This is a genomic window from uncultured Tyzzerella sp. (genome assembly GCF_963558545.1).
Lineage (GTDB): Bacteria > Bacillota > Clostridia > Lachnospirales > CAG-274 > Tyzzerella.
In genome coordinates, this window is record NZ_CAUWHO010000005.1 from 102,985 (window position 1) to 122,933 (window position 19,949).

General features: G+C 27.6%; 17 protein-coding genes. 13 read left to right on the forward strand and 4 right to left on the reverse strand.

The features are described from left to right. Positions 1 to 25 precede the first annotated feature (25 nt). The 3 genes from R5Z65_RS00665 to mfd are packed head-to-tail and all read left to right on the forward strand — an operon-like array spanning position 26 to position 4,556. The gene (locus tag R5Z65_RS00665) at positions 26 to 445 is read left to right on the forward strand and encodes a GNAT family N-acetyltransferase (protein ID WP_317366408.1); all 420 of its coding nucleotides are present in this window, start codon (positions 26 to 28) and stop codon (positions 443 to 445) included. Between the two features lie 11 nt (positions 446 to 456). Then, complete coding sequence (gene pth / locus R5Z65_RS00670; RefSeq protein WP_317366409.1) at positions 457 to 1,047, forward strand: aminoacyl-tRNA hydrolase; 591 nt, start codon at positions 457 to 459, stop codon at positions 1,045 to 1,047. 11 nt (positions 1,048 to 1,058) lie between these two features. Beyond that, complete coding sequence (gene mfd, locus R5Z65_RS00675; RefSeq protein WP_317366410.1) at positions 1,059 to 4,556, forward strand: transcription-repair coupling factor; 3,498 nt, start codon at positions 1,059 to 1,061, stop codon at positions 4,554 to 4,556. Positions 4,557 to 4,608: 52 nt separating this feature from the next. Here mfd and R5Z65_RS00680 read toward each other — a convergent pair whose 3' ends face one another. Next, positions 4,609 to 6,045, reverse strand: coding sequence for a carbon starvation protein A (locus R5Z65_RS00680; RefSeq protein WP_317366412.1), 1,437 nt, complete (start codon positions 6,043 to 6,045; stop codon positions 4,609 to 4,611). 283 nt (positions 6,046 to 6,328) lie between these two features. On the opposite strand from R5Z65_RS00680, the gene pepF reads away from it, so the two are divergent. From pepF to R5Z65_RS00720, 8 genes are all read left to right on the forward strand, one after another. Further along, positions 6,329 to 8,107 (forward strand): oligoendopeptidase F, encoded by a 1,779-nt coding sequence (gene pepF / locus R5Z65_RS00685; RefSeq protein ID WP_317366414.1) that lies wholly within the window; start codon positions 6,329 to 6,331, stop codon positions 8,105 to 8,107. 10 nt (positions 8,108 to 8,117) lie between these two features. Then, positions 8,118 to 9,230 carry an aminopeptidase gene (locus tag R5Z65_RS00690; protein ID WP_317366415.1) on the forward strand — a complete coding sequence of 371 codons (1,113 nt, stop codon included), beginning with the start codon at positions 8,118 to 8,120 and terminating at the stop codon, positions 9,228 to 9,230. Positions 9,231 to 9,424: 194 nt separating this feature from the next. Then, complete coding sequence (locus R5Z65_RS00695) at positions 9,425 to 10,012, forward strand: HD domain-containing protein (RefSeq protein ID WP_317366416.1); 588 nt, start codon at positions 9,425 to 9,427, stop codon at positions 10,010 to 10,012. A gap of 324 nt (positions 10,013 to 10,336) precedes the next feature. Continuing rightward, positions 10,337 to 11,353, forward strand: a complete 1,017-nt coding sequence (locus tag R5Z65_RS00700) for a hypothetical protein (protein WP_317366417.1) — start codon at positions 10,337 to 10,339, stop codon at positions 11,351 to 11,353. Between the two features lie 52 nt (positions 11,354 to 11,405). After that, complete coding sequence (locus R5Z65_RS00705; RefSeq protein WP_317366418.1) at positions 11,406 to 12,749, forward strand: DUF5711 family protein; 1,344 nt, start codon at positions 11,406 to 11,408, stop codon at positions 12,747 to 12,749. A gap of 67 nt (positions 12,750 to 12,816) precedes the next feature. After that, a complete protein-coding gene (locus R5Z65_RS00710; protein ID WP_317366420.1) occupies positions 12,817 to 13,512 on the forward strand; it encodes a CvpA family protein in 696 nt (231 codons plus the stop codon). A 3-nt stretch (positions 13,513 to 13,515) separates the two neighbouring features. Then, complete coding sequence (locus R5Z65_RS00715; protein WP_317366421.1) at positions 13,516 to 14,166, forward strand: YigZ family protein; 651 nt, start codon at positions 13,516 to 13,518, stop codon at positions 14,164 to 14,166. A gap of 13 nt (positions 14,167 to 14,179) precedes the next feature. Then, positions 14,180 to 14,908 carry a YebC/PmpR family DNA-binding transcriptional regulator gene (locus tag R5Z65_RS00720; RefSeq protein WP_317366422.1) on the forward strand — a complete coding sequence of 243 codons (729 nt, stop codon included), beginning with the start codon at positions 14,180 to 14,182 and terminating at the stop codon, positions 14,906 to 14,908. 237 nt (positions 14,909 to 15,145) lie between these two features. Here the strand turns inward: R5Z65_RS00720 and R5Z65_RS00725 are convergent, their stop codons facing one another. Next, entirely contained in the window at positions 15,146 to 15,688 is a 543-nt protein-coding gene (locus tag R5Z65_RS00725; protein ID WP_317366424.1) for a GNAT family protein, read from the reverse strand. Positions 15,689 to 15,827: 139 nt separating this feature from the next. Here R5Z65_RS00725 and R5Z65_RS00730 point away from each other — a divergent pair, with 139 nt between their 5' ends. Next, positions 15,828 to 17,219, forward strand: coding sequence for a glucose-6-phosphate isomerase (locus R5Z65_RS00730; protein ID WP_317366425.1), 1,392 nt, complete (start codon positions 15,828 to 15,830; stop codon positions 17,217 to 17,219). A 40-nt stretch (positions 17,220 to 17,259) separates the two neighbouring features. Here the strand turns inward: R5Z65_RS00730 and R5Z65_RS00735 are convergent, their stop codons facing one another. Together R5Z65_RS00735 and R5Z65_RS00740 are read right to left on the reverse strand one after the other, a co-directional pair. After that, the gene (locus tag R5Z65_RS00735) at positions 17,260 to 17,955 is read right to left on the reverse strand and encodes a 5'-methylthioadenosine/adenosylhomocysteine nucleosidase (protein ID WP_317366426.1); all 696 of its coding nucleotides are present in this window, start codon (positions 17,953 to 17,955) and stop codon (positions 17,260 to 17,262) included. 274 nt (positions 17,956 to 18,229) lie between these two features. After that, a complete protein-coding gene (locus R5Z65_RS00740; protein ID WP_317366427.1) occupies positions 18,230 to 19,099 on the reverse strand; it encodes a transporter substrate-binding domain-containing protein in 870 nt (289 codons plus the stop codon). A gap of 407 nt (positions 19,100 to 19,506) precedes the next feature. Between R5Z65_RS00740 and R5Z65_RS00745 the strand changes: the two genes are divergently transcribed. Beyond that, positions 19,507 to 19,944 (forward strand): RbsD/FucU domain-containing protein, encoded by a 438-nt coding sequence (locus tag R5Z65_RS00745; protein WP_317366428.1) that lies wholly within the window; start codon positions 19,507 to 19,509, stop codon positions 19,942 to 19,944. Positions 19,945 to 19,949: the final 5 nt, after the last annotated feature.

Here is a 19,949-nt window from a genome sequence, read left to right on the forward strand (position 1 = left end):
ATTCCTAAAAATAGGAGAAGATATTATGGATATGTTTTTTTTAGAAAATACCGATATAAAACTTGCTTTTGATATTAGGAAGCAAGTTTTTATAAACGAACAAAATGTCCCAGAAGAAATAGAAATAGACGGAAGTGATAAATACGCAAAAAATATGATTTTAAAAGTAGATAACAAGCCTATTGGTACTGGTAGGCTTATTGTTATAGATAATAAAATGTATATAGGGCGTGTTGCTATATTAAAAGAATATAGAAAAAAAGGCTATGCTACACATTTAGTTAAATTTTTATTAGCCGAAGCTAAAAATATGGGCTATAATGAAGTTTTTATCCATTCACAAAGCTATGTTAAAGATTTTTATGAAAAAATTGGCTTTGTTGCCTTTGGTAAAGAATTTATAGAAGCTAACATACCTCATATAAATATGAAAATAACATTTTAGGAGGATAACAAATGAAACTTATTATAGGTCTTGGTAATCCTGGCTTGGAGTATAAATGGACAAGACATAATGTAGGCTTTGAAGCTATTGACAAGCTTGCATACGATTTTAACATAAATGTAAATAAAAATAAATTTAAAGCTATTTATGGAGAAGGAATAATACATAATGAAAAAGTTTTGCTTATAAAACCTTTAACATATATGAACCTTAGTGGCGAATGTGTTAGAGAATTTTTACATTTTTATAAAGACTTAGACACTAGCGATATTATGGTTATATGCGATGATATAAATCTACCTCTTGGCTCTATAAGAATAAGAAAAAAAGGCTCTGATGGTGGGCAAAATGGCTTAAAAAACATTATATATCAGCTTAATAAAGACGACTTTCCACGCCTTAGAATAGGCGTTGGGCAAAAACCAGAACATTATACTTTAGCAAATTTTGTTTTATCAAAATTTAATAAAGATGAAGAAGATGATATAATAAAAGGTATTACATCTGCAACAGATGCTATTGAAGTATTTATAAAAGATAGAGATAATGGTATCTCTAATGCTATGAACCTGTTTAACAAAAAAATTAAAAAAAATGAATAGTTGGTGTATTTATGAACTTATTTAATAATATAACAAAACAAAATAAATCTTTTAAACATATTATAGACTATTTAAAAATAAATAAAGACCCTTTGCTCTTATCTAATGTATTAGAATCTCAAAAATCACACATTGTATATAGCATATTTAAAAATTTTGATAATTGTAGCCTTATTATTTGTGAAAATGAGATAAAAGCTAAAGATTTTTATGATGATTTAAAGTTTTTCTTTAAAGATAAAATATTTTATTATCCTAGTAAAGATGTTGTTTTTTATAGTGCCGATGTAAAAAGTAGAGATATTATAAAATATCGTTTTGATGTTATAAAAAACATTTTATCTAATGATAAAATAGTAATTGTTTTGTCTGTGGAAGCCTTATTTGACAGGCTTGTACAAAAAGATATATTTAAAAAATTTATATTAAACTTTAAAGTTGGGGATATATTAGATATTGAAGACCTCTCCAAAAAGCTAGTATTTATGGGGTATGAAAAATGTAGCTTTGTAGATAGTGTTGGCAAATTTTCTGTAAGAGGTGGCATAATAGATATATTTAGTCCTATATTAGAAAATGCCTTTAGGATAGAGCTTTGGGACAATGAAATAGACTCTATTAGACTTTTAGATTCTTTTTCTGGTAGGTCAATAGAAAATATTAACGATGTTACTATATACCCTATGCGTGAGCTTGTATATGAAGAAAACGATATACAAAATGCTATAAAAAATATACTATCAGATTTTGAAGATGCTAAATCAACTTTTATTAAAAATAATAAACGTGAAGAGCTTTCACACCTAACATCATATATACAAGAAGTTATAGAAAAACTAAAAACACAGAAAACTTTTTCTGGCATAGATAAATTTATGCAGTTTTTTTATAAAGAAAACACTACTTTATTGGACTATTTAGACAAAGATACAATTTTATATTTTGATGAGCCAAATCGTATTAGAGAAAAAGCTAATATTATAAAAAATGAATTTTTAGAAAGCTTAAAAGGACGTATTTTAAAAGGAGATATTTTACCTGTACAAAACAAAATGATTTTTGAATATGATGAAATTTTACATTTTTCTGAAGATTTTAAAAAAGTTTTATTAATAAATATATCTCAAACATTAAAAGACTTCTCCCCTAATAAAAATATAGATTTTAATGTTAAAAGTACCTCTTTAGAAAAAAATAGCATAGAGGCATTATATAACAAAATAAAAAATTATAAGGCTTTAGATTATACTATTATATTTTTAGCAGGTGGTAGGACAAGATGTGAAAGGTTAGAAAGGGAATTTAACGAAAATAATATAAATTCTATATTTTTGACTGATGAAAAGTTAAACGATGACTATAAAATACATAAAGGCATAGTATACATTGTTAGAGGTAGCTTAAACAAAGGCTTTGAATACCCAGAAGATAAGTTTATAATATTTACAGATAAAGAGCTTTTTGGTGAAGAAAAGAAAAGTAAAAAAGTTACTAAAAAGAAAAAAGGTACAAAAATACAAAGCTTTACTGACCTTAAAGTTGGCGACTATGTAGTACACGACAATCACGGTGTTGCTGTTTTTCGTGGTATAGAAAAAATGATTACAGATGGTGTAAGCAAAGACTACCTAAAGCTTGGATACGAAGACGATGGTGTTTTATACGTGTCTGTAAACCAGCTTGATATGGTACAAAAATATATAGCTGGTGGTTCTTCTGCACCAAAAATAAATAAGCTGGGTAGTAAACAATGGAGTGTATCTAAAGCTAAAGCTAAAAAGACTATTGAAATATTAGCTAAAGACTTAGTGGAGCTTTATGCAAAAAGGCAACAATCTAAAGGGTATATATACTCTAAAGATAACATATGGCAAACAGAATTTGAAGATAGCTTCCCTTTTGAAGAAACAGATGACCAAATAAATGCTATACAAGATGTTAAAGATGATATGGAAAGCGTAAAGGTAATGGATAGGCTTATATGTGGAGATGTTGGTTTTGGTAAGACAGAAGTTGCTATAAGGGCTGCATTTAAAGCTGTACAAGATAAAAAGCAAGTAGTATTTTTAGTCCCTACTACTATACTTGCACAACAACACTATCAAACATTTTTAAAAAGAATGCAAAATTATCCTATAAACGTAGAGATGCTAAGTAGGTTTAGAACACCTAAACAACAAAAAGAGGCTATTACAGGTCTAGAAAAAGGCATTGTAGATATTATAATAGGTACACATAGGTTATTGTCTAAAGATATAAAATTTCACGATTTAGGCCTTATTATAATAGATGAAGAACAACGATTTGGTGTGGCACATAAAGAAAAATTGAAATCCCTAAAAGATAACATAGACGTATTAACCCTTTCTGCAACGCCTATCCCTCGTACCCTACATATGAGTATGACAGGTATAAGAGATATGAGTGTGCTAGAAGAACCCCCTCGTGAAAGAATGCCTGTTCAAACATACGTTTTAGAGTACGATATAGAATCTATAAAAAATGCTATAAATCGTGAACTTGCTAGAGATGGACAAGTCTATTATCTACACAACCGTGTAAATAATATAGAAGAAGAGGCTATGAAGATACAAAAGCTTGTACCAAATGCTAATGTTTCATTTGCCCACGGACAAATGAGCGAACGTGAGCTAGAGCGTGCTATGCTTGGATTTATGAAAAACGAAATAAACGTTTTAATATGTACAACTATTATAGAAACAGGCCTTGACATATCTAATGTAAACACCATAATAATAAATGATGCCGACCATATGGGGCTTAGTCAGCTCCATCAGCTTAGAGGACGTGTTGGTAGGTCAAACAAAACTTCATTTGCATACCTTATGTATAAAAAAGACAAAGTTTTACAAGAGGTATCGGAAAAACGCCTACAAACTATAAAAGAGTTTACAGAATTTGGCTCTGGATTTAAAATAGCTATGAGAGATTTAGAGATACGAGGTGCAGGTAACCTACTTGGAGCACAACAACACGGGCATATGGACATAATAGGATATGAAATGTATTGCAAGCTACTAGACCAAGCTATTAGAGAGCTTAAAGGAGAAAGTATAGAAAAAGAATTTGAAACACTTATAGATATATCTTTAAATGCCTTTATATCGCCTAACTATATAGAAAACGAAGCACAAAAATTAGAAATGTATAAAAAAATATCTATGATAAAAACAGAATCCGACTTTTTTGACGTACAAGATGAGCTAGAAGATAGATTTGGTAATATACCTAAAGTTGTACAAAACCTTTTAAATATTGCCCTTATGAAATCTTATGCTCATAATATAGGAGTTAATAAAGTATCCCAATGTGGAAATTCTATATCTATAAAATTTAATGAAGATAACAATGTTAATATTGAAAAATTTAAAACACTTTTATCATCTAATAACAATTTATCTTTTAATGGCGTACTAAACTATAAATTAAAAGATAATAAAGAAGATTTTGTAACAAAACTTAAAGATATATTTTTATTTTTAGCTTAATTAATGTAAATAAAAAAGATAGCATTTTAAAATGCTATCTTTTTTATTTACATTAATTAATTTCTTCTTTTTTTATACCAGATTTTTTTACCATAAATAAAGCAAATAAAGCTATTGCAACAATAATACCTGCTATATTAGATATAGTTGAAGGTAATTTAAATCCTTCTTTTGCTTGCATTATATAAGATGTACAAACATAAGACATAATTGTTGCTGGGATAACAACTATAAAGTAATTTTTATTAGCTTTATATAAATACACAGCTGATGTCCATAAGAAAATAGTTGCAAGAGTTTGGTTTGACCAAGCAAAATATCTCCAAATAATATCAAAATTAACCATTGTTAAAAGTATACAAATTATAAATAATGGTATAGCTATTATAAATCTTTTAGCTATATTTTTTTGGTCTATTTTAAAGGCATCTGCTATTGTAAGCCTAATACTTCTAAAGGCAGTATCTCCAGATGTTATAGGACAAGCAACTACACCTAAAACTGCTAAAACAGAACCAAATGTACCTAAAAGCTCTTTTGATAAAAAGCCAACTACACCTGCTGCTCCATTATAAGTTGTTAAAGCCTCTTTTACACCTTCTGTTGTACGGAAGAATGTTATAGTAACAGCACACCAAATTAAAGCAACTATACCTTCAACAACCATAGCTCCATAAAAAACAGCTTTAGCTTCTTTAGGCTTTCTTACACAACGAGCCATCATAGGTGATTGTGTAGCGTGGAAACCAGATAAAGCACCACAAGCTATTGTAACAAATAAAAATGGAAATACATTTAACCCATCTGGGTGTAAATTTGTAGCAAAAGTTTCTTTTGTAAGCTCTACCATTTTAGTAGTCCCATTAAAATGGTCAATAAACATACCACCACATAAACCTACTGCCATTAATATAAGGCATACACCAAATAATGGATATATTTTACCAATAATTTTATCTACTGGTAAAATTGTTGCAAGGATATAATAAATTATTATTATACCTACTAATAATGTTTTGTCTAAGCCTGTAAGGTTTGATAATAAACCTGCTGGTGATGTAACAAACACAGTTCCTACTAAAATTAATAAAATAACAGAAAAAACACGCATAATATTTTTCATAGAACTTCCAAGATATATCCCTACTATCTCAGATACAGATGTCCCATTGTGCTTCATAGATATTACACCTGATAAAAAGTCGTGAACTGCACCTGCAAATATTGTACCAAAAGTTATCCATAAAAACGCTACTGGTCCAAAAGCTGCCCCCAATATAGCACCAAATATAGGGCCTGTTCCAGCAATATTTAAAAATTGAATTAATAAAACTTTGTGTAATGGCATTGGCATATAGTCTATACCATCTTCCATAGTTACAGCTGGCGTTAGCTTATTTTCATCTAAAGCGCCTTGCTTATATACATAGCTACCATATATAAAATATCCTCCTATTAATATGGCTAAACATACCAAAAAAGTAACCATTTAATCATCTCCTCTGTTTAGTTCTTTATTATCCTATATACATTATATAATAAAAATTTATAATATACAACAAAAAAATATAAATTAATATAAATTATTTGTTTATTATTTATATTTATTTTAGATTTTCCAGGTTATAGCACAATTTTTATTTGTTATATATAAATTTTTTATACTTAATATATTTGTGTTTTTTATAAAAATTTTATTGCTTTTATGTATATATACATTATAATATATTTATACTATCTTAGTATGTTATAATATAAAGGAGGCAGATAAAATGGAACAATTAAAACAAAGAAGTGAAGTTTTAGAACAATTTAAGTGGAAAATAGAAGATTTAGTATCTTCTGATAAAGTATGGGAAGAGCGTTTTGAAACCCTAAAAAAAGATTTAAAAAAATTAGACACATTTAAAAACAATATACAAATAAACAATCTATACGATTGCCTCTCTTTAAGAGATAAAATATCTAATGAAACTATGGTTCTTTATGTATATGCTAATTTAAAGAAAAATGAAGATAGTACTAATAACTTTTATCAATCTTTAGCTAGCAAAGCCGATAGCCTTATAAGCTCTTATCAGGGTGCTATTGCATTTTTAGAGCCAGAGATTTTAACATTAAATGAAGACGAGCTTTTAAAAGCTGTATCAGGCACAAATTTAAAGCTATACAACCAATATATAAAAAATCTTTTAAGAACAAAATCTCACATATTATCAACAGAAAAAGAAGAAATATTAGCCAATGCTTATGAAATAAGCCAATCTGCAGATAACATCTTTTCTATGTTAAATAACGCCGATGCAGACTTTGGCTATATAAAAGACGAAAATGGAAAAGATATAAAAGTTACACACGGAAATTATACTATGCTTTTAGAAAATCCTAATAGAAATATTAGAGAACAAGCATTTAAAGCTATGTACAAATTTTACCATAGCTTAAAAAATACAATAGCTACAACATATACATCTAGTGTTAAGGCAGATATATTTAATGCAAAAGTTAGAAATTATAATTCTTCTATTGAGCACGCACTTTCAGAAACTAATGTTTCTTTAGATGTATACAAAAACCTTATATCTACTGTTCATAAATTTTTACCTGCACTTCATAAATATATTGATATTAGAAAAAAACGTCTAGGACTTTCAGAAATTCATTTTTATGATTTATATACACCTATTGTAAAAGACGTAAATAAAAAAATAGACTTTGAAGAAGGCAAAAAAATTGTATTAGAAGCTCTAAAACCTCTAGGGGAAGACTACATTAAAAATCTACAAAAGGCCTTTGATAGCCGTTGGATAGATGTTTATGAAAATGTAGGCAAAAGAAGTGGTGCATATGTATGGGGAGCTTATGGCTGCCACCCATTTGTATCTTTAAATTATACAGATACATTAGATGATATGTTTACATTAGCTCACGAGATGGGCCACGCTATGCACAGCTATTATACTACTACAACCCAACCATATATTTATGGAGATTACACTATCTTTTTAGCAGAGGTAGCATCTACTGTAAACGAAGCATTATTAATGGAACATCTTTTAAAAACAACTGATAAAGAAGAAGAACAGCTTTACCTTATAAATCACTTTATGGAGCAATTTAGAGGCACTTTATTTAGACAAACTATGTTTGCAGAATTTGAAATGATTGTACACGAAAAAATGGAAAATGGCCAACCTCAAACATTTGAAAGCCTTTGTGAAATATATAAAGATTTAAATATAAAATACTATGGAAATGATATAGTAATAGATGAAGAAATAACTTGGGAATGGGCAAGAATACCTCATTTTTATTCTGCATTTTATGTATATCAATATGCAACTGGATATTCTTGTGCTATATCTTTTTCTAAAAAAATATTAGAAGAAAACGGTAGAGATGACTATCTTGGGTTCTTAAAAAGTGGCTCGTCAGACTACTCTACAGAAATACTTAAAAAAGCTGGAGTTGATATGACTAAAACAGAGCCTATTGAAAATGCTTTAAAAGTTTTTGAAGAGCTAGTTGAAAAAATGGATAAAATATCTTAAGGAGGAAACTATGGACGAAAGAATTAAAACTTTAGCAAAAAATTTAGTAAACTATTCTTGTAATTTACAAAAAGGTGAAAAGGTATTAATATCTAGTGGTGGATTTTATGATATGCCCCTTGTTAGAGCATTAATAAAAGAAACTTATAAAGTAGGTGCTATACCTTTTGTAGAAATTAATCATAATAGTATACAAAGGGAGCTACTTTTAAACACAAGTGAAGAACAGCTTAACCTTATGGCAGATATAGATTCAAGAAGAATGGAGGCTATGGACGCCTACATTGGTATTGGTGCTCAAGATAATAATAGCGAGCTTTCTGATGTACCTAGCGAAAATATGAAATTATATTCTAAACTTTATTCTACAAAAGTACATCAAGAGATAAGGCTTAATAAAAAATGGGTTGTTTTAAGATACCCTACTCCTAATATGGCACAATCTGCTGGCACAAGCCTAGAGGCTTTTGAAGATTTCTATTTTAAAGTATGTAACCTAGATTATAGCAAAATGTCTAAAGCTATGGATAACCTTGTAAACTTAATGAACAAAACAGATAAAGTACGTATTGTAGCTAAAGATACAGATGTTAGCTTTTCTATAAAAGATATACCTGCTATAAAATGTGCTGGCGAGATGAACATACCTGATGGAGAAGTTTATTCTGCCCCTGTTAAAAATAGTGTAAACGGATATATAACATACAATACACCTTCAGAGTATCAAGGCTTTACCTATGAAAATGTACGCCTAGAATTTGAAAATGGAAAAATAGTAAAAGCTACTGCTAACAATACAGAACGTATAAATACAGTATTTGATTCTGATGAAGGTGCTAGATATATAGGAGAATTTGCAATAGGTGTAAACCCTTATGTATTAAAACCTATGAACAATATTTTGTTTGATGAAAAAATAATGGGTAGTATACATTTCACACCAGGTAATGCCTACGATGATGCCGACAATGGTAACAGAAGTAGTGTCCATTGGGATTTAGTTTTAATCCAAACTAAAGAATACGGTGGTGGAGAAATATACTTTGATGATGTGTTAATAAGAAAAGACGGTTTGTTTGTTATAGATGAACTTAAATGTTTAAACCCAGAAAATTTAGCATAATAAAATTTTACACAAAATACCTGTTGAAACTTTTTCAATGGGTATTTTTTAAATCCAATTAAGATATGGCTTATATTTTTAAAAGGGAAATTATATACGGTGTGTTTGTATTAATCTTTACCAATAAAAATATATAGGAATATATGCTTTTTAATACAAAGTGTTGAAAAAATTGATTATGGATAGGAGATACTATGGAAAATCTAAAAAAACAAATGAATTTTTTAATAGAAATAGATAAACTAAAAAACGTATTTAGACAAACTTTAATATCAGATAAATCTAGAAATGAAAATGATGCAGAACATTCTTGGCATATGGCTATGTATGCAGTAATATTAGAAAAATATGCACCTAAAGGTACAGATATATTAAAGGTTATAAAAATGGCACTAATACACGATATAATAGAAATATATGCAGGAGATACATTTTTATATGATGAAGAGCTTACTAAATCTAAAGAAAAAAGAGAAAAAGAGGCAGCAAAAAAAATATATTCTATCTTACCAGATAAACAAGGAAAAGAAATAAAAGCCTTATGGGAAGAATTTGAAGAAAAACAAACAAAAGAAGCCATATTTTGTGCTACAATAGATAGAATACAACCTATAATATTAAACTATTTGACACAAGGTGGTACTTGGAAAAAACATAATGTAAAAAAAGATATGGTATTAAAAAAGGGGTATTTAATATTTGAAAAAGCAGATGAAAGACTAAAACAATATGTTTTAGAAATAATAGAAGAAAGTGTTAAGCTAGGGTATTTGTTACCTTAAAATATACATTTATATTGTTTTTATAGGAATATCTTAATTGTATTTAATTAAATTTTTTTAAAATTTTTTAAAAAAAGTGTTGACATTTAGGTTAGTATGTGCTAACATATAATTAGTTAGCAAGCACTAACATTTTAGAACAATATAAATTTTAATAATTATGCCAAATTAAATTTATTATTTCTAAATAAAACCTTTTATAATAATTAAAGCTAAAAACATCTAAAAAGCCTATTTGTAACCCAAATAGGCTTTTTAGATGTTAAAATATAATTTTTATCTATTTTACATCATATATTTATAAAAAATATATTGGGAGGATATATGTTATATAAATATATTTTAAAAATAGCACTTGTATATACAGGGACTATACTTGGAGCAGGCTTTGCAACGGGCAAGGAGCTAGTTAGTTTTTTTGCACAGTTTGGCAATATGGGTATATTGGGATTTTTAATATCTTGCCTTTTATTAGCTTTAACGTGTATGTCTATTTTAAATATGATATATAAAACAAAAGTTAATACATATAGCCAATTTATACATAATATTTTTGGAAGATACGGTGTATATATAGAATGGTTTAATATAGCCTTATTATTTATATTATTTTCTGCTATGTTAGCAGGTGGTGGTGCAACATTATGCAATATGTTTAATATAAACGAAATGGCTAGTATAATTATTTTTTGTATAATAACATTTATAGCACTTATTTTTGGAAAAGATGCAATAATAAATATAAATACAATATTATGCCCCATACTAATATTAGGTGGAATATTAATAGGTATATATGTATATTTTAATGCTACGCCTGTATTTAATAATAATATAAAACCTATTATATCTCCTTTTATATATACATCTTATAATGGTATAACAACTATCTCTGTTTTATTTGCTATAAGAGATATTGTAAAAAACAAAAAAATAGTTATTTATAGTAGCATTTTGGGAGGTGTATTTATATTTTCTATTGGTATATTTATGCTTTTACCCCTTACAAAAAATTATGATTATATATATAATAGTCCATTACCACTATTAAAATTAATAGAAAATAAAAGTATAATAAAAAATATATATGCTTTTACTGTACTGTCTGCTATATTTACTACGGCAGTATCAAATGGCGTTGCCTTAGAAACCACATTTAAAGAAAAATATAATATAAATGGATTAAGCTTAAAAATTATACTTATAGTGGTTGGCATTAGCTTTTCATTAATGGGATTTTCCAACATAGTAAACATAGTATACCCTATATTTGGCGCTATAGGAATGTTTGAAATATTAGTCATTATGCTTAGTTTTTTTAGTAGTAGTATTGACAAATAATATATATCCTTTATAATTATAATAGTGATTTATATACTTTAGGAGAAACATAATGAAAAAATTGAAACTAACCATTATAGTTACAATGTTTATAGCTATTATCACAGCTATATCTATATATCTTAATCCAGATAAAAATACTACAAAAAGTCTAGAAAAAAAAGATTTTAAATCTATAGATATTAGCCCTGGAGAGCAAGTATATACATATAATGGATATATATATATATATGGCAAATCAGGTATAAAAGTTATAAAAGGCGAAAAAACCTTACTAGAAGACAAATTTTCCCTTGAAAATCCATATGTTGTTACGTCTTATAATAAACTTGCTATTGGAGATAAAAATAGTAAAGTTATTAGAGTATACTCTAATGAAGGACATATGTACACACAAAATACTGCAAATAATATACTTGGATTTACAATAAATAAAAATGGTTTTTTAGTTGTTATTTTAAAAAATGATATTAATTATCAAATAGAAATATATAACAATAGTGGTGAAAATATATATTCTATAAAAGATATAAGTTTCAATGAGGGCGTGCCAATTGGTGTATCAATATCAGAAGATAATAAAATTTTATCAGTTTCTTACATTAAAACAATGGGTGCTACAGTAGATTCTAATATTGTTTTTTACTCTATAGAAGAAAACAATATCTTTGGCGGAGTTGTAAAACAAAACCAAATAGTTGGTGTTATTAAATTTATGGATAACTCAAATATAGTTTTTATATCAGATAAAGAAATATTTGTTGTAAAATGTAGCTCAGCTAAAACAGCAGAGCAAGTTAAAGAAATATATAAAAAACCTTTAAATAATGTTTTAAAAGATGTATCTTTTTTAGATGGAATAGGCTATGTAATTTGTTATGGTCAGCCTATTATAAAAAGTGAAGATAGTATAGAAGATAATACAATAGCTTTTTATAACCAATCTGGTGGAGAAATTGGCAAATATTATAAAAAAGAAAAAAATATAACAAATATATTTTCTAACAAATTTGGTGCTATATTACAAGATGCAAGGTTATTTACAGCTTTAGATAAATCTGGTAAAAAACTTTGGGAATATCAGGCAACTCAAGATATAAAAGATGTTATATTTTACGATAGTGATAATAAAGCGCTTATTGTTACTAACGATAAAATTAAAATTGTAAAAATAGATAAAACATTAGTAGACAAACAGATAGATGAAAATACAATAGAAAAAGAAATAGATAAAAAAACAGAAGAAACTACAAATAACCCACAAAAGGAAGATAAAATTAATCTCCCAGATAAAAACCAACACGACAAAAATAAAACACCTACAGATAAAAAATCACAATCACAAAACCCACAAAGTACTGAAGGCCAAACTATTAGTGAACCCCCAAATCACTAATAATTTGGTTGGCTAAAAAGAAAAGAAAAGAAAGAAAACTAGGTTATTTTATTATAAGGAGGAAGTAATGAATATTTTAGATTTTATTTTAATAGCTATATTTATAGCTTGTGTTATAAATAGCTACTATAAAGGATTTTTTAAACAAGTATTTGACATACTTGGCTTTATAATAGGTATAGCTTTTTTTGCTATTTTATACCCTATAATAAATAACTGGCTATTAAAAAGTACATTTTTATCAAAAGTGAAAGACTGGGTAATATCCGATTTAAACCTTGCACAGTTTGTAGCAACAACACAAGAAGATATTGTATCTGGTATACAAAATTTAAATGCCCCAGAAATTATTAAAGAGCTACTAATAAAAAATAATAATAACGCTTTTTATGAACTATTTGGCGTTGACAATGTAGTAGAATATATAGCAAATTTTGTTGCAATGATAGTTATAAGCTTAGTAACAGTATTTTTTGTAGTTTTAGTAGTTGATATAATAATAACTATATTGAATAAAACTAACAATATTGCATCTAGGCTACCAGTTTTAGGAAAGCTTGATAAAATAGGTGGTATTGTCCTTGGTATAATAAATGGCTTATTTACTCTATGGCTTTTAGGAATAATAATATTAGTATTATCCGTATTCCCACAACTATCTTTCTTAAAAGACCAGCTAGATGGATTTTTAACAGGACCATTAATAAATGATAATATTTTATCAAAATTACTATTAAATTTAATATTAGGAATTATAAATTAAGATATGAAAAAAAGTTTTAATACTATAAACCAACGTGCAGAGGCAGAAATAGTAGAGAAAAAATCTCGTTTTATAGCCAATGTTCTACCTATTTCTTCCGAACAAGAAGCTATAAGCTTTATATCAGAAATAAAAAAACAACATTACAATGCAAGGCATAACTGTTTTGCCTATATAATAGGTGGGGATATACCTATCATTAGATTTAGCGATGATGGAGAACCAAATGGAACAGCAGGTAAACCTATTTTAGATGTTTTATTAGGTGAAAAAATAGAAAATGCTATAATAGTAGTTACCAGATATTTTGGTGGAACTTTACTTGGCACAGGAGGGCTTGTTAGAGCATACGGAAAATCTGCTAAAGAAGGACTTATGGCTGGCAAGATAGTACAAATGGATACATATACCAAAATATTTGTAGTTGTAGATTATTCTCTTATAGGAAAAATACAATATGAAATATCTACTAGTGAACATATTCTTATAGATACAGAATATACAGATTTAGTTAAATTTAGTGTATATATAAAAAATGAACTATTAGACCAGTTTATAGAAAATATAATAAACATAACAAATAATAGTGCAACAATAACAAAAGAAAATGAATATTTTTTAAAGTTAATAGACGGAAAAGTTGTTTTAGATTAGACGGAGGTACAATATGGCAGGACATTCTAAATTTGCAAATATAAAACATAAAAAAGAAAAAAACGATGCTATAAAAGGTAAAATATTTACTATTATAGGTAGAGAAATAGCTGTTGCTGTTAAGGCAGGAGGAGCAGACCCTACAAGCAACTCTAGGCTTAGAGATGCCATAGCTAAAGCTAAGTCTAACAATATGCCAAACGATACAATAGAAAGAAGTATAAAAAAGGCAGCAGGCAATATAGATGGTGTTAGTTACGAAACCATTGTATATGAAGGCTATGGCCCTAAAGGTGTTGCCATTATAGTAGAAACACTTACAGACAATAAAAATAGAACAGCAGCCAATGTAAGAAGTGCTTTTACAAAAGGCAATGGCAATATGGGTACTACTGGTTGTGTTAGCTTTATGTTTGATGAAAAGGGACAAATTATGATTGAAAAATCTAATGATATAAACCCTGATGAGCTTATGATGATATCTTTAGATGCAGGTGCTTTAGATTTTAATGAAGAAGAAGAAGGATATGAAATTATTACATCTCCAGAAGACTTTTCAGCTGTTCGTGAGGCAATAGAACAAGCTAACATAGAAATAGTAGATGCAGAGGTTAGTATGATACCACAAACATATACATCTTTAACTGATGAAGATGATATTAAAAAAATGAACAAACTATTAAACTTGTTAGAAGATGATGATGATGTAAAAAATGTTTATCATAATTGGGAACAAGAATAATCAATTTTTTAGATACTTTGTATCTAAAAACACATATTCCTATATATTTTTATTCATAAAAATTAATACAAACACCCGTATATAATTTTTTATCTAAAAATATAAGTCATATCTTAATTGTTTTAATCAATTTTTTGAGTACTTTGTATCTAAAAATACATATTCCTAAATTTTTTCGGCATAAAATATAATAAATCATACCTTAATTAATATAAATAAAAAATAGGTAATAAAAGTTTATTGCCTATTTTTTTTATTTAAATATTCCATCTTAGTTAAAGAATAAAAACACCTATCCTTTATTTGCCCATTATGTAATAAAAAGCTATTTCTAAATGTACCCTCATAATAAAAACCGTTTTTTTCTATAACTCTTTTAGATGCTATATTATCTTTAAAATGAGAAATAGATACAATGTCTAAATTTATAATACAAAAGCTATATTCTAATATTTTATTTACTGCCTCTGTCATTATCCCCTTTGCCCAATAATCTTTAGATAAAACATACCCTAAACATTTAGATTTTATATCTTGCCTTATCTTATCCCTACTTAAACTTATAGAACCAATAACTTTATTATTTTCTTTATATACTATGGCAAATGTGTTTTTATCATTTATAAACATATTTAAAACAAGCATAGAATGTTCTTTTGAAGTATGTGGTATCCACCCAGCATTTATCCCCACTTCATCTATTTTAGCATACTCAAAAAGGTCATCTAAATCATCTTTATTAAAATTTCTTAGTAATAGCCTATCTGTTTCTAAAATCATTATAAATTCCCTCCTTAAAATATACATATTATACCATTAAAATCATATATATTCAAATAATAGATTACATTTTGTACAAAATATATTGAAAAATAAAAAAATAGTGGTATAATAATATAAAAACAAGGGAGGATATATTATGAAAATACGTTTAGATTACAATAATATGATGGAGGAATTTATTGGAAAAACAGGCGTTAGCAAAAATGATATAGATAGCTTAAACTTAGATAAAGCAAAACAAGCTATGATAGATAAACGTGCTAATGGCAAAATGGACTGGAGAGATTTACCATACAATCAAGAAGATGTTTGCAACGATATAATATCTTATGTAGAGCAAGTAAAAGATAATTTTGATGCTTTTGTCGTTCTTGGTATAGGTGGCTCTGCCCTTGGCCCAATATCTGTACAACAAGCTATTAATCACCCATATTACAATGAAATTTCTAGAGAAAAAAGAAAAGGATACCCTAAATTTTATGTAGCAGACAATGTAGACCCAGAAAAATTAGTATACCTTTTTGAAACAATAGATATTACTAAAACTCTGTTTAATGTAATATCTAAGTCTGGCTCTACATCAGAAACTATGAGCCAATTTATGATTATTAAAAAAATGCTAGAAGAAAAGTTAGGCGATAAATCAAAAGAGCATATTGTTTGTACAACAGATAAAGAAAATGGAAACCTTGTAAAAATAGCTAAAGAAGAAGGCTATAAAACATTTACTATACCAGCAGGCGTTGGTGGTAGGTTTAGCGAGCTTACACCAGTAGGGCTTTTGCCAGCTGCTTTTTGTGGAATAGACATTAAAGAGCTTTTAAAAGGTGCAGCTGTTATGGACGAAATGTGTAAAAAAGATGACATTTATAAAAACCCAGCATATATGTATGCTATCCTTAACTACTTAACTATGAAAAATGGACAAAACATATCTGTTATGATGCCTTATGCAGATTCTTTAAAATTTATATCTGACTGGTATGCACAGCTTTGGGCAGAAAGTCTTGGCAAAAAATATGACAATGACGGAAAAGAAGTTTATGTAGGCTCTACACCAGTAAAAGCATTAGGTGCAACAGACCAACATTCTCAAGTACAGCTTTATGCAGAAGGCCCATTTGATAAAATTATAACATTTATTGGTGTAGATAAATTTAAAAAATCTATCACTATACCTAAAATATATGAAGATATGCCAAGCCTTGCATTTTTAGGTGGTGTAACACAAGATGACCTTATTAAAACAGAGCAAATAGCAACAGAATACGCCTTATTAAAAGCAGGTAAACCTAATATGACTATAACTTTACCTGAAGTAAACGAAAACACATTAGGACAATTATTATATTTCTTTGAAGTTGCAACAGCCTTTACAGGAGAGCTTTTAAACATTAACGCCTTTGACCAACCAGGTGTAGAAGAAGGTAAAAATGCAACTTATGCTTATTTTGGTAGACCAGGATATGAAGAAAAGAAAAAAGAGCTAGATGCTATGCCTCTTAAAATAAATGACTATATAATATAATAGAGTAATAAAAACCACCTATTAAATAGGTGGTTTTTATTTACTCTATTATATCTATCATATTTTTTAATATGTTACTTGCTTTTATAGCACTTTCTATAAAGAAGTTTTCATATTGGTTATCCTCATCAGAATTATCAGAAATAGAACGTATTATAGCAAAAGGAATTTTGTTAAGATAACAAGTTTGTCCAATAGCAGCACTTTCCATATCTACACAAAATGCTTTAAAATGGGACCATATTTTATTTTTCCTCTCCACATCACATAAAAACTGGTCACCACTTACAATCCTACCTGTAACAACTACACCATCTTCTATTACATTAGAAGACGACTTTAAGGCTATATCTATAAGTTCACTATCTGCTTTAAAGCTACTTTCCGACATTCTAGGGATAATACCTATCTCATCACCAAAATATGATGTATCTATGTCGTGGTGCATAGTATCTGTAGCTATTACTACATCTCCTATTTTTAAATCTTTATTTATAGAACCTGCAACACCTACATTTATTATATAATCTACAGCATATAAATCTATCAAAACTTGACTACAAACAGCAGCATTTACCTTACCTATGCCAGAGCGTACTAAAACTACATTGTTTCCACCCATTTTTCCCATATAAAAATCTAAGCCTATAATATTTTTTGTAGATATAACATCTATGTATGGCTTAATATTTTCTATTTCTTCTTCCATAGCGCCTATTATACCGATTGTTTTCATAATTGCCTCCTCTTATAATGTTTTGGTTACAAAGCCAAAACCACCTAAATAAAAAGCTTAAAAATAAACTTATATAAGCAAATTAAATGTTTTTATATATTTTAACATAAATCTAAATAAAATGGTAGTATTTTTTTTATTTAAATTTATACAAAAATCCATATATAATTTTAAGTATAAAAAAGGCAAAGTTATAAATTTTATATAACTTTGCCTTTTTGTTTTTAACATAAGTAAAAATTTTTACTTATGTTGTATATATTGTTTAAATTTATTATTCTACAAGTTGGTCTACTATTTCATTAGCTTCTATAACATATTTATCTATAGTACCTTCTTCTTGTAATCTTTTTATAGTAGAATTAACTTGGTCAACTAAGTCTTGGTTACCCTTTTTAATAGCAATAGCAGAGCCACCTGTTTCGTCTATAACTTTAGCATCAGATAAAGCAAACTCTGGATATTGTTTAATGTATCCATTAGCAACAGGAAGTTCTACAATAGCAGCATCTATATTACCAGATTTAAGCTCTAAAATAATATTAGGCAATTTAACTAAAGGTAAAATTTTAGCATTTGGCAATTGTTCTATTGCTATTTTCTCTTGTATAGAGCCTTTTTGTACTCCAATTTTTTTACCAGAAAAACTCTCTAAAGTATTTAAGCTATCCTTGTTTTCGGCAGAAACCATAATGCCCTGCTCTGCATAATAGTATATGTCAGAAAAATCTATAGCTTTAATTCTTTCTTCATCAGGTGTCATACCAGCCATAACTATATCAGCTTTATTAGCATTTAAAGACATTAAAAGTCCATTAAAGTCTAGCTCTAATACACGAAGGCTTACCCCCATATCTTTAGCTATTTCTTCTGCAATTTTTATATCAAAACCTACTACTTTTTCTTTCCCATCTTCTAATATTTTAAATTCGTAAGGTGGATAGTCAGGAGATGTAGCCATAACTAATTCACCTTTTTCTTTAATTTTAGCAACTACTCCATCTTTTACATTGCTATCTTGAGCCTCACTACTTTCCATAGATATAGCTTCAGTAGGAAAATTGTTTTCACTTTTAGTACCACCACAAGCTACTAAAGATAATGATAATGTGGCTACAGCTACTAAAGAAAGAAACTTTTTCATATTTATTCACTCCTAAATTAAATGTTTTTCTTAATATTATACTATAATTAAATAAAAAATCAAGAGTTTTGTTAATAAATATAAGAAAAAGTGAATAAAAATATATTATATAAAAAATAAATGTTACTATATAGTTTTATAATTGGTTTTATTTAATTTAAGTTTTAATACTTATATTGTATATAAAAGTGAATATCTTTATATTTTTATAGTCTAAAAGAACAAGAAAATAAACAATTATTTTTGTATAATTGATATATAGTTAATTAATTAATTAATACAAATATATATTTTTAATATACAAATATTATAAATATATTAAATTTTATACCGATATATGTACATATTCACTAAGTATGCTTTTTGTTGTTAAATTATTAAAAAATTATTTTTAAGGAAGTGTTTATATGTTAAAAAATATCCCCAAAATTTTATCTCCTCAGTTATTAAAAGTTTTATGTGAAATGGGACATAGCGATACAATAGTTATTGCAGACGGAAATTTCCCATCTGAAAATATTGGAAAAAATTGCATAGTTATAAGATATGATGGGCACAGTATACCTAACCTTTTAGATGCCATATTAAAAGTTTTTCCTTTAGATACTTATACAGACTCTCCTGTAACTTTAATGGAAGTTATGAAAGGAGATAATACTAAAACACCTATATGGGACGAATATACAGATATAGTGTGTAAATACGATGAACGAAAAGAGAGTACAATAAAACAAATTGATAGGTTTGATTTTTATGAAGAAGCAAAAAAAGCATATGCAATAATTGCTACTGGAGAAGAGGCTTTATATGCTAATATTATACTTCAAAAAGGTGTTGTAAATTAGAGATT